Here is a 12,769-nt window from a genome sequence, read left to right on the forward strand (position 1 = left end):
TCAAAATATTACTTATTGTTCCAAGATCTCTACATGAGTTTACTACATTAGGAAAATAGAGACAAGATAATTGATTATTACTCCATACCCATTGTTACAATTACGCTGCTTTCACTGTTCGTGAATGGTTCTTAAAAAACAATTTCATCATTGGTGGTGTAACAATCGTTGTCACGAGAATGACCACAACAAGGATTGCAAATAAATCTTGGGTTAATAACTTCGTTTCTAAACCAATGGCTGCTATAATTAATGCAACCTCCCCACGAGACACCATGGCAGATCCGATAGCAAGCGAGCTATTCCATGTGAATCCAGAAACTTTAGCCCCAATAGATGCTCCAATTAGTTTCGTTAAAATCGCCAAAATACTTAAGCCAATAACAAGTCCAAGATTGTCAAAAATGCCATTAAATTGCGCTGACACACCAATCGATGTAAAGAAAACAGGAACAAAAATGGAATAACTAATTGTTTCAACCTTCCCGAACACTTCCTCTTTATATCCTGAAGTACTAATGGCAATTCCAGCAATATAGGCGCCAATAATTGCTGCTACACCCGTATACTCTGCTAAATATGCATAAACGAAGCAAATAATTAGTGCGGAAGAGATGACCGTTTCTGTTACCTTCAATGGAGCAAACTTTTTCATAAACCAAGGAACGACCTTCCAGCCAACTAAAATGGCTCCAGCGAAAAATAACACTTTCTTCAGTACCACAAGACCTAAGTTGACATCCCCGCCTGAAAGACTCATTAAAAAGGCTAAAGCAAGAATAACAACGACGTCATCAATGACAGCCGCTCCTAAAATCGTCGAGCCTTCACGTGATTGTAACTGATTCATTTCCTTAAGTGCTTGAACAGATATGCTTACACTCGTTGCTGATAGTAACAGTCCTAAAAATACTGACTGGAACGTAGACAAATTAAGCATCATTCCCGCGAAAAAACCTAAAACAAGCGGCACAATAATCCCGCCAAAACCGACTAGGGTTGCTGGCTTTCCAGTTCGTTTAAACTCATCTAAATCTGTTTCCAGCCCAGCAATAAACATGAGCAAAATAACACCAATTTGGCTCAATTGGGTCAATGTTTCAGTTTCTGTAACTAATCCTAAAACGGATGGACCTAAAATAATTCCAATAATCAATTTACCTAAAACAGACGGTTGTCCTAATCTAACACTTAAGTCCCCAAAAATCTTTGATGCAATTAAAATAATGGCTAATTGAAGTATTAACACTAGAATTCCCCACCTTCTTTTATATTTTTACTACTTGTCGTTGGCCAACGATATTACATATCAAACCGAGATTTGATATATTTTAATAAAAAAGCAAAAAGGAGCCTATCACCAAAGGACACACGTATCCCTTGGTGACAGACTCCTCCAAAAACAATGCTATTTTATTATTAGTTGCATCATATCATATTCTAAATATTCGTGTAAAGTACTTTTTTATATTGGATATAGGATAGACTCAAATCTACAAGAAAATCTGAAAGTATGCTATAAAGAAAGATAGAAAACTATGAACTGAAATTTCGTCTTATGGATCATATAGAGGAGATCAACAAATGAAAATTGTCATTGCAGAAAAACCCGATCAAGCGGCTAAATTAGCAGCTCCCTTTTCCTTTAGTAAGAAAGCCGGGTATTTTGAGGTTAAGCCGAATACTTATTTTCCAAACGGTGCGTTGATCACTTGGGCGATCGGCCATCTTTGTGAATTAAAGCCACCTGAAGAATATAACCCCGCCTGGAAAAAATGGTCTTTAGAAACATTGCCAATTATTCCAGAGCGATTTGAATATCGAGTAACAAAAACAAAATATAAACAATTTAATATCATTAAGACTCTATTAAAACGACCGGATGTAAGTGAAATTATTATCGGCGGGGATGCTGGGCGCGAAGGCGAGTTAATTATTCGTACGATTATTAGAATTTGCGGTGTGAATAAACCGATGAAACGTCTATGGATCTCTTCATTAACGGAAGGCGCGGTCAAGAACGGGTTTGCTAATTTACTTACTGAAGGAGAAACACGCGATATTTATTATGAGGCTCTTAGCCGCTCATGTGCTGATTGGTTAATTGGTATTAATGCATCGAGAATCTATACAATATTACTAAAAGAAAAAGGCTTAATGGATGTCTTTTCGATTGGGCGGGTACAGACCCCTACCCTCGCGTTAATCGTCAAAAGAGAGCATGAGATAGCCAATTTCAAACCAGAACCTTTTTGGGAAGTCGAAGCTACCTTTAACTTCGACGATAAAACGATTAAGGGCAAATGGCATAAAAACAATGTGACAAGGATTTTAGAGGAAAAGCAAGCTGTTGCCATAGCTGAATTTTGTAAAAATAAAGATGTAAAAATAACAAATATCAAAAAAGAACGTAAAGAGTATCAGCCACCCTTCCTGTTTAATCTTTCAGCCCTGCAAGCTACCGCAAATAAAACGTTTAAGTTTCCACCGCAAATAACTTTAGACATATTGCAAAAGCTTTACTTGAAGGGAATTGTTTCATACCCACGTTCAGATTCACAATTTTTAACGAAAGAAGAAGCAAAGGGTTTGCCAAACCTGCTTAATCAGCTAAGCAAAATGAAGCAATACGAAGCTTTTCTTCCTCCGCCAAATGCTTCAATTATGAATAATAAAAGATATGTAAATGAGAAAAAAGTAACAGACCACCATGCTATCATTCCAACAGAGCAAGTACCTGATACGTCGAAGTTAAGCGCGGATGAAGCTAAAATTTATGATCTTATCGCTCGGCAAGTGATTGCTGCCCATTATAACAATGCCGTTTTTGATTATACAACAATCAATTCCTTAGTTGACGGCCGGGCAGAGTTCATTACTAAAGGGAAAGTGCAAATCGAAGAAGGCTGGAGAAAAGTCATTTTTACTTCTAAGGAAAATTCAGATTCTGAAGATGGACAAGAGCTGCCAAATTTACAAGAGGGAGAAGCAGGGCAAGTAACGAAAGTTGACCTTAAAAAAGGAGAAACGCAAGCCCCCAAAAGATATACCGAAGGAAATTTAATCACCTTAATGAAATCAGCTGGGAAGCATTTGGAAGATACGGAGCTAGAAAAGGTTTTGGCCAAAACAGAAGGATTAGGAACAGAGGCAACTAGAGCCGGGATCATTAATCTTTTAAAGGATCGAAATTATATTGAAATTAGCAAAAACCAAGTATTTGCTACCCAAAAAGGATTGCTGCTAATTGAAGCTTTAGGGGAAAGTATATTAGCCTCTCCTAGTATGACAGGCAAATGGGAGCAACGCTTATCAGAAATTGGTGAAGGGAAAGCCTCGCCAAAAGCTTTCATCGAACAAGTTAAAAAATTATCACATAAATTGATGATGGATGCGAAAGAGCAAAAAGTAAATTGGACTTTTGAACATATCGAAATGGAGAAAATCAGTTCGAATTCAAAAAGTAAGTTCGTAAAAAAAGAGAAAACAGTTGTTGGAAAATGCAAGCTATGCGATGGGCAAATTTTAGACTTTGGAAAATTCTATGGCTGTACAAACTATAAAACGTCTAACTGCAAATTTTCGATATCCAAAAAAATACTCGGAAAAACTGTTTCACAAGCAAACGTGAAAAAACTTCTAAATACTGGAGAAACAAACGTCATAAAGAATTTTAAAAAAGGGGAAAAAACGTTTGATGCGATTTTAGGATGGAATGAAAAAGAGAATAAAATAGAATTTCGCTTTAACAAGTAATATTATTATTAAAAATGCCTTTGAAGAAACACCAGAATGACATTGATGGTCAAATTATTACTTTATATGATCAATTGCCTGTACTGTTGAGCCAAGAGGAAATAAGCCTCTTAATAAGTGATCTAGAAAAAGTTCAGTCCATGTACCACTAATGGAACAATAAATAGTAAATAAGGTTATATGTAGTACAAAAAGGATAGATAAAGCAGATTAAGTTCTGCTTGTATCTATCCTTCTATTTTACCTTATATAATGTGTTACATTATTTATTATTGCTTTGTTATCAAGTCATTCCATCCTCGATTGCTCTTCACCGTTTAAAATTAGATGGAATGTTATATCAGCTTTCAAAGAATCAGATACGGCACAGTATTTTGCTTTGCCAAGGTCAATAGCTCTCCAAACTCGTTTCCTATCAATTGTGCCGTCTATAATAAAAGTAACATCAATGGAGGTGAATCCTTTTGGTAATTCTTCTTTTCTTGTACCATTTGTTTCTATTACCAGTTTTTCTATCGAAGAAAGGTTGTGCCTTAAAATCATCGTTACATCGATGCCAATGCATCCAGCTACAGACGCTAATAGCATTTCTGTTGGTGTAACACCTTTCCCTTCACCGAAATATGCTTCAGTTGCATCTAAATTCATTTCATACCCAGAATCCCCAACAGCAGTAAAAGCACGCTGTCCCTTCCAAGTTGTCAGCACTTTCATCTGTATCCCTCTTTTTACATTAGATTGGTTTCACATTATTTTCAAGAACCTTTTTGCTCTTTCTGTTTCTGGATTTGAGAAAAAATTCTCTGGCTTTCCTTGTTCTACAATAACTCCATCAGCCATGAAAACAACACGATCTGCAACTTCACGGGCAAATTGCATTTCATGGGTAACAATCAACAATGTCATTCCTTCTTTAGCTAGTTCTCTAATGACACTCAGCACTTCATCTACTAACTCAGGGTCAAGCGCAGATGTTGGTTCGTCAAAAAGGATAATTTTAGGTTCAAGGGCTAATGCACGTGCTATCGCTACCCTTTGCTGTTGGCCGCCAGACAATCGAGAAGGATATTCATCTTTTTTTTCAAACAATCCTACTCTTGAAAGCAGATTCTCTCCTTTTTCAATCGCCTTTTCCTTACTCCATTTTTTCACAATCAGAAGTGCTTCAATAACATTTTGTAATACCGTTTTATGAGGATATAGATTAAATTGTTGAAAAACCATTCCTGTGTTTAGACGAATTTCCCGGATTTTTTTATATTGGTCCTTTTTACTTTGTTTTGAATCCACAATAATTCCACTAACTTCAACACTACCGCTAGAAATTTCTTCAAGACCATTTAAACAGCGAAGAAGGGTACTTTTTCCAGAGCCACTAGGACCAATTATCGCAACTACTTCACCTGTATTTACTTGAAAATCAATGTTTTTTAAGACCTCTAGGCTATGGTAGTTTTTGGATAAATTGTTTGTTTTGATCATGGGTAACCTCAACTTATACATATATTGATAACCGCTTCTCGATTTTTTCAAGCAGGAAAGAAAATACAGTACTCATTATCCAGTACATTGCAGCAATGGATAAATAAAATGGCATATAAATATAGTACTGGGCAATTAATAATTGCCCAGAGCGCAATAGCTCAGTAACAGTGATAACTGATACAAGTGAAGTTTCTTTTAACATTCCGATGAAAGTATTACCCATAGGAGGGATCGCGATCCGGATTGCTTGTGGAAGGATTATTCTTCGCATGGTCTGAAATGGCGTCATCCCAGATACATAGGCTGCTTCCGTTTGTCCTTTCGGGATAGACTGGAGCGCTCCTCTTAATGCTTCTGATATATATGCCCCAATACTAATACTTAATGCAATATAAGCAGCCGTCAAGGGCTCAAGCTTAATGTTGTAATCACTCAGTCCATAATATACAATAATGATTTGCACTAATGTTGGGGTCCCTCTAATAATCGATACATAACCTCGCGCTATCGAACGAATTAATCTATTCCCTTTCAATCGTGCAATCGCCGTGATAACACCTATGATGGTTCCGAAAAACATTGACACAATTGTGATTAGGAGCGTATAGTACGCTCCTTTTAATAAAAATGGGATATTTTCTAATACAACATCCATTTTGGTTTTTATTCCTTTCTCTTTCCGTCACTTACGCTTGGGGTTCCTCACCAAACCATTTAACGAAGATTTTCTTATATGTTCCATCGCTCTTCATTTCTTTTAGAATTTTATTTAATTCATTTACAAAATCTTCATTCCCTTTACGTACAGCAATACCAGCCTTATCAGATTTGACAGGTTGACCGACTGTCTTAATTTTAAAACCATTCTTTTCTACAATTGGTTTTATTGCATACATATTATTGATAGTGGCGTCAATTCGTCCCACATCCAAATCTTTTAGCGAAGTGATCACATCATCGTAAGTTTTTATATTGAATTCTCCAACCTTTGGAAGTAACTCCGTGCGAAGATATGTTTCATCGTTCGTTCCTAACCCAACGCCAATATCTTTCCCTTTAAAATCATTAACCGAAGTAATCGTGTTATTTCCTTGTTGTACAATAACTTTAACGTTATTAGTCATGTATGGATCGGTAAAATCCATTTGTTTTTTCCGTTCATCCGTAATTGTCATCTGGCTAATGACTGTATCAAATTTTTGTGCCTGTAAACCAGCTATCATTCCAGAAAATTCTTGAGCAACGAACTCAACTTTTACACCAAGACGTTTCCCGATTTCTTTTGCAATATCTACATCAAATCCATCCATTTTTTTATCTTTATTCAAGAAATTGTAAGGCTGATATGTACCCATTACCCCTACATTTAAAACGCCTCTATCTTTAACTTCCTGCAATAAGTCACCTTTATTTTCAGTGGTTTTATTATTGTTTGCACTGCATGCACTTAATACGAATGTAATTGTTAGTAATAGAATAAATGATATAAATAAATGTTTTCTTTTCAAGTTTCTATCTCCTTCCTTATTAGATCCCGAGCCAATCAGTTTTTTTATTAAAGTTTGAATTATTAATAACTGAATCATTACCATCTTGACAAGGTTCTTTCGACTAGACTCATGAATAAAGCTGGTTGTAAAGATGAATTATTTTCTGTAAGAATCCCAAACTCCTTTGCTCTTTTAATGTTATTTTGAGACACCTCTTTTATTTTTATTCGAGTTTCAAAAATGACTTCGTTAACTGAGTCTAGAATTACCTTCTTAAGGGGGTCCATACGTTATTGTTTTTTTAAAAATGATGAAAAAACGTTTTGATGCCGTCTTATTTTGGAGAACAAATTAGAATTTCGATTTCACAATGCTATAACAAAATAATAAAAAAATGGAGTAAAATCTAAATTCAGATTTTACTCCATTTTGGTTAAGCTCTTAATTTAATAATTAAACTGTTACTGCTGATAACCCTTTTGCTACAGCTTCTACTTTTGCTAAACCTTCAGCAATGATTGTTTCAGCTTGAGCTGGCATTGCAGCATGACCTTCGATAATCACTTCATCTACAAGCTCCATACCGAATAACCCGCCGCATACAGTTTTAATATAAGTAGCAGCCATTTCCATTGGTGCCGTTTCTGGTGTTGAGTAAATACCTCCACGAGCACTTAAAATAGCGAATTTTTTGTCAGTCAATAATGGTACTAGTTGGCCGTTTTCATCATACTTGAAAGAATATCCAGCTTGATATATATAGTCGATGAATGATTGTAATTTAGCTGGGATTGTTAAGTTCCATAATGGGAATGCGAATACAACTAGTTCTGCAGCTGTTACTTCATCCATTGCTTTTTGTTTTGCAGCTAAAATACGTTGTTCAACGTCTGTCATTTCTTCGCCTGATGCAACTTTACCGAAAGCGCTGAATAAATCTTGTCCAAGGTAAGGCATGTCTTCTGCAAACACATCATATGTTGTTACATTGACACCTTCAATATTTTTCATGAAAGCTTCATACATTTTAGTTGATACCGCTTCAGAAGCTGGACGGTTATTTGCTTTTACTACTAAAATATTCATAATCTCGTAATCTCCTTTAGATGTCTTTGAGTTGATTATCTCGAATTAATAATATATTAAACGAGGATTTTAGTCAATCGAAAAATTTCAAATTTATTATAATCCAATCAAATACTCGTTATTTAACTTGATTAATCAAGCGATAGTGCAAAAAAAATTACTCAGGCGGTAATTCTTTTTTTTGGCTATGTTTATGGACACGAGTCATTAGCGTGTACAATGTTTTTGTTTCTTCCTCGTTTAAAACCTCGTCAAAAAATGACGTTTGAAACGCAAGTTGAGCTGGCATCGCCTCATCTAAAATCGCTTCACCCTTCTTAGTGAGACTTATCGTTTTCGTTTTCCAATCTTGCTTGCGCATGATATAGCCTTCTTTCTCAAGCCTTACAAGCATACGGGAAATACCACCTTGCGTAACTGTTACTTTATCAGCTAACTCCATTTGCGTTAGTGGCTGGTATACATGTATTTGCGCGAGCACATCAAATTGTGCTGTTGTTAAATCAAAACGCTTTAAAAAATCATTCGAAAGCTGGTTACTGCGGTTCGTAAAACGCATTAAGCGTAACCATATTAAAGAACCCATCGTATTATTACGCAACTCGTTTCCCTCTCCTTCATTAACCTCAATATCACTTTACCACTCAATTGACGAAAAATCAAGTTAAGCACCTCATAATTAATATCGCAGCAAAGTTGACTTCTTTAAACATTATAATTAATTTCCGACATTCATTAAAAACTGTTACATATATTTAAACTAATACTTATTTTCGAAAGGAGGGTTATCTATGTTTATTTATGTCGTTAAACAGAGTGATTCTGTATTTTCGATTGCGACAAAATACCAAGTCTCTATGGATAGTATACGTAAAACAAACGGATTAAAGACAGATAGATTAGTGCCAGGTCAAGATCTACTCATTCCAACGAACATGTATATTGTTCAGCCTGGGGATTCACTATATTCCATATCTCAAATGAGTTTAATTTCAAGTGAAACCATTCGTCTATATAACGGATTGCATTCAGATTTATTAACGGTTGGAATGAGATTATATTTTCCTCCTAGACTTAAGTATGAAGCTGAAGGTTTTAGTTATATAACACCTTATACACCTGAAACTAATCAATTAATCGTCCAGACCTATGCACCGATAAATACTTATTTTGGAATTTTCGAACATCATGTTCTTGAAGACGGAAGTTTAAGTACCTTAAATGATCAGCAACTAATTAGGCTTGTCAGAGAGAATAAGGTAGCACCCCTTGCCGTTATTACGAATTTGACACCGACAGGATTTAGTCCGGAATTAACGAGAAGAGTATTAAATACTCCTGAAATTAGAGAGAGATTAATTAATAATATCTACAACCTTGTTAAAACTAAAAACTATGCAGGTGTAAATATTGATTTTGAACGGATACGTGAAAGTGAAAGGGATTTATTTAGTGGCTTCTTACGTTCGTTAAGAGAACGATTAAGGCCAGAAGGATATTATACATCTGTAGCGATCCCAGCTAAGACAAGTGACGATATACCTTGGTTAAAAGGGTATGATTACGGAGGAATTGGAGCAGCTGTTGATATTGTCTTTATTATGGCTTATGACTGGCACGAAACAAGCAGTCCACCTGGCCCTACTGCTCCGATAACGGAGGTAAGACGAACGATCGAGTATGCTCTTAATCATATGAGAGGAAACAAAATAATCCTAGGTGTTCCACGCTATGGATACGACTGGACAATGTCTAATGGTACTGTAGCTAGTGCCCGTGCAGTTTCTGTTGCAACTGCAGTAGAAACTGCTATGAAGTATCAAGTTCCAATCCAATATTCTATTGAATATCAACAGCCTTTTTATCAATATCGAGATGAAACGGGCAAACGACATATTGTGTGGTATGAAGATACAAGAGCTCGTGCTCAAAAACTTCAACTAATGGTTGACTATCGTTTAAGAGGGATTGGGGCCTGGCAATTAGGATTACATTTTCCCCAATCAAGTTTCTTAGTAAGGGAATTTATGATTCCCAAAAAAATCATTTGATAACCAAAAAACTGGTTTCCTATAGAAAGATGGGAAACCAGTTTTTTAAACTAAAATTTAGCAGGATATTTTAAACATATGTAACAAACTCGTCTACTGGTTTACGGTACCCTCTTGGTTTTCTGCTTTGTTCTTTTTCCTTTCCGAGGGTAATCATTAATACTGGTTCATATTGATCAGATATGGATAATAATTGTCTCAATTGTTCAGGGTCAAAACCAATCATCGGACAAGTGTCCCATCCCTTACTTTTGGCAGCAAGCATAAATAACATCGCTGACAGTGAAGCATTACGAATGGCTTCATCACGCTGGAATACTTCTCTTCTCTGTTCATATAAAGAAACTACATCTTGTATTTCCTGGTCATACTCTTGTTTGCTTAATATTCCTAAAGCAAGCAGTCCTTCATAGATTTTCCCCGCGTCTTGATAAGCCTTCTTATCACCTAGAACAATAATTACTGCTGAAGCAGTCCCAACTTTATATTGGTTATATGCTGCCTTTTTTACACCTAACTTCAACTCTGGATCCATTACAACTAAATAATTTGTATGCTGGAGATTAAATGCTGACGGTCACATTTTTACAAGATCAAAAATTTCATCAAATTCTTTTTTTGTAATCGGATTATTTTCCAAAAAATCACTTGCTGATCGTCTCATTCTAACTACTTGTTCAAATGTTTCCATGTTATTACCCCTCAAATGAAGTTTTTCAGACATTATATTTTCAGTTTACTAGGCAATTGACAAAAGCGCAAACATTTTATTTTTAATTTGAGATATTTGGTTTAAAGACTTTAAACGATTAAAAAACTAGGCTTCTCCGTTTGATTTGGAAAAACCTAGGTTTTACTTCAAATTATTTCTCCTGTAGTGATTGGGTGCAAGTTCCCATTAAAAGCAAATGAAATTCTACCCGTCTCCTCAGATACAACAAGTACAAGAGCATCACTTTTTTCGGATAGACCTAGTGCAGCCCGATGACGTGTCCCTAGTTTTTTATCACCCGTATATCTGTTTGAAAGTGGGAGGACATTTGCTGCAGAAATGATATGATTTTGACTTACCAACACAGCCCCATCATGTAGAGGATTTCCCGGAAAAAAAATTGATTCTAATAAAGTATGGCTTATATCTGCTCCTATTGGAATACCAGGATGTATTATTGATTCAAGAGAATCTTCGCGTTTAATAATAATTAATCCGCCATGTTTCCGTTCCGACATATTTTGTACACAGATTGATAATTCCGGATACTTATCCGTAAACGGGGACAAATAGCAGTTTAAATAAAAGGTAGCAGCGTTCATTTCAATATGTATAAATTGATTTTTTATTTTTTCAAAATTTCCAAGAAGGCAATAATTTTCATTATCCATTGTTTCTAAACTACTCTGAAGGGCTGTTATAATTTGGCCGATATCCTTTTTTAATAATTGTTTCATCGGTGAAAAGTCACAATTATTCTGATTCACGGAGACACACCTCCTTTTTGTAATTACTATTTTTAGGGAAATTAATATGGTACACCGTCAAGCGTTCCCATTCTTTTTGGACTTTAATAATACTTTTAACACTTCGATGCAAAGACCATTCTCCCTGAATTAAGGTTTATATTTTTGTGAACTTTTTCCTTTAACAATAATTTTGCCGCCAACGTTAAAATTCTTAACTTCTCCGCCTTCCAATGCGAAATTAGTAACATTGTCGCCATAAGTAATAATGTCCCCATTAATGGTCAAACTTTCAACTTTGCCACCTGATTTAACACTTATTGCATTTGCCGCAAGCTTCATTAATACTCCTTTCACTAGGGAGTTACCTACAGAGCCATATGTTGTTACATTTTCTTCCACAGTCATATTTCCAATAGGCTTGCTTACTTGTATGCCTATTGAGCCATCACCATAGGTTGTGATGGATTTAAACTTAATATTCTCAACCGTACCGTCATATTGGTTAAACCCTCTAGCACCTAATCCATATGTAATAATATCTTGTGCCATGAAATCTTTTACTTTGCCAAAGTTTACAAATCCAATACCACTAGGGCCATATGATATTACTGGATAATTGCTAACCCATTTTTCAACTTTACCCCATGTATCCAGAACCATGTCATTAACACCGTAAGTCACAAGTTCACCATGATGTTCAACTGTTTTTGCCTCAACACCATAAACAATGAAAACAGCAGCGGTAATTATATCGGCTGTGCCATCGGGTAACATACCATTTGAATATACTGCACCTGTGGTTAGTGTTTCCAAATTAACTTTGCCACCTTTATCGCCAAAACCACATACAAAAATGCCTGAGCCAATAACGGGAGCATTCTTAAAGCCAATGCAAATATTTGTTAATCTGCAATCAATCTTACTGTTTTCATTAGAATTAAAATTATATACAGTCAGTGCCCCTTGGTATACATTTACGCCATACTTTTGCGGCTGCTCACTGTAATACCTTGAATCGCAGGAAGTAATATGTATATTATTTGCAATGAGATTTATTTTGTCTGTTCCTTGCCTAGAAATGATTGAAACCTGCCCTGTAATATTCAAATTTTCAAGAACAATATTCCCCATATCCGGAATGCCGGATACCGTATATATTGCACGGTTCGTTTGTTTTGTCATAACCGTTATGTTTGAGATGGTATTGTCACGTGTCACACCAAAACCATCACTATTGTTAAAGCTCACCATACATGAATCATTACTTTTTCCTATTAATTTGTAGCCTTCAGGTAAAAAAATGGAGTGAGGGGAAAGAATTGACGTTGCTATTTCCAAAACTTGTGGTGTATTTTCAGAAATGGCTTGCAATAAATCTATAAGTGTAGTAATTTTTGTTATTTTCATTTTTCAATTCCCCCTTAAATTATCTTCAAGATC

11 protein-coding genes and 1 pseudogene are annotated in these 12,769 nt (G+C 35.6%); 2 read left to right on the top strand and 10 right to left on the bottom strand.

The window, feature by feature from the left end; all coding sequences use genetic code 11:
• Positions 1-100 precede the first annotated feature (100 nt).
• Complete coding sequence (locus F7731_RS01185; protein ID WP_151532937.1) at positions 101-1,249, bottom strand: cation:proton antiporter; 1,149 nt, start codon at positions 1,247-1,249, stop codon at positions 101-103.
• A 335-nt stretch (positions 1,250-1,584) separates the two neighbouring features.
• Between F7731_RS01185 and F7731_RS01190 the strand changes: the two genes are divergently transcribed.
• The gene (locus F7731_RS01190; protein ID WP_151532938.1) at positions 1,585-3,756 is read left to right on the top strand and encodes a DNA topoisomerase III; all 2,172 of its coding nucleotides are present in this window, start codon (positions 1,585-1,587) and stop codon (positions 3,754-3,756) included.
• A 288-nt stretch (positions 3,757-4,044) separates the two neighbouring features.
• Here F7731_RS01190 and F7731_RS01195 read toward each other — a convergent pair whose 3' ends face one another.
• The 6 genes from F7731_RS01195 to F7731_RS01220 all read right to left on the bottom strand — a co-directional run bounded on the left by F7731_RS01195 (position 4,045) and on the right by F7731_RS01220 (position 8,418).
• Positions 4,045-4,470: an OsmC family protein gene (locus F7731_RS01195; protein ID WP_151532939.1), complete on the bottom strand. Its 426-nt coding sequence runs from the start codon at positions 4,468-4,470 to the stop codon at positions 4,045-4,047.
• Between the two features lie 30 nt (positions 4,471-4,500).
• Positions 4,501-5,238 carry an amino acid ABC transporter ATP-binding protein gene (locus F7731_RS01200; RefSeq protein ID WP_151532940.1) on the bottom strand — a complete coding sequence of 246 codons (738 nt, stop codon included), beginning with the start codon at positions 5,236-5,238 and terminating at the stop codon, positions 4,501-4,503.
• 13 nt (positions 5,239-5,251) lie between these two features.
• Positions 5,252-5,896, bottom strand: coding sequence for an amino acid ABC transporter permease (locus F7731_RS01205; protein WP_151532941.1), 645 nt, complete (start codon positions 5,894-5,896; stop codon positions 5,252-5,254).
• Positions 5,897-5,927: 31 nt separating this feature from the next.
• A complete protein-coding gene (locus F7731_RS01210; protein ID WP_425481970.1) occupies positions 5,928-6,749 on the bottom strand; it encodes a transporter substrate-binding domain-containing protein in 822 nt (273 codons plus the stop codon).
• Between the two features lie 435 nt (positions 6,750-7,184).
• Positions 7,185-7,817, bottom strand: a complete 633-nt coding sequence (locus F7731_RS01215; protein ID WP_151532943.1) for an FMN-dependent NADH-azoreductase — start codon at positions 7,815-7,817, stop codon at positions 7,185-7,187.
• Between the two features lie 157 nt (positions 7,818-7,974).
• Positions 7,975-8,418, bottom strand: coding sequence for a MarR family winged helix-turn-helix transcriptional regulator (locus F7731_RS01220; RefSeq protein WP_151532944.1), 444 nt, complete (start codon positions 8,416-8,418; stop codon positions 7,975-7,977).
• Between the two features lie 190 nt (positions 8,419-8,608).
• Here F7731_RS01220 and F7731_RS01225 point away from each other — a divergent pair, with 190 nt between their 5' ends.
• Positions 8,609-9,868, top strand: coding sequence for a glycosyl hydrolase family 18 protein (locus F7731_RS01225; protein WP_151532945.1), 1,260 nt, complete (start codon positions 8,609-8,611; stop codon positions 9,866-9,868).
• A 70-nt stretch (positions 9,869-9,938) separates the two neighbouring features.
• On the opposite strand, the pseudogene F7731_RS01230 reads toward F7731_RS01225, so the two are convergent.
• The 3 genes and pseudogenes from F7731_RS01230 to F7731_RS01240 form a co-directional block, all read right to left on the bottom strand.
• Positions 9,939-10,559, bottom strand: a pseudogene (locus F7731_RS01230) (nitroreductase family protein).
• A gap of 167 nt (positions 10,560-10,726) precedes the next feature.
• A complete protein-coding gene (gene cdaS / locus F7731_RS01235; RefSeq protein WP_151532946.1) occupies positions 10,727-11,347 on the bottom strand; it encodes a sporulation-specific diadenylate cyclase CdaS in 621 nt (206 codons plus the stop codon).
• 129 nt (positions 11,348-11,476) lie between these two features.
• Positions 11,477-12,736: a hypothetical protein gene (locus F7731_RS01240; RefSeq protein ID WP_151532947.1), complete on the bottom strand. Its 1,260-nt coding sequence runs from the start codon at positions 12,734-12,736 to the stop codon at positions 11,477-11,479.
• Positions 12,737-12,769: the final 33 nt, after the last annotated feature.

The sequence above is a fragment of the Cytobacillus depressus genome, assembly GCF_008923245.1.
GTDB classification, from domain to species: domain Bacteria; phylum Bacillota; class Bacilli; order Bacillales; family Cytobacillaceae; genus Cytobacillus; species Cytobacillus depressus.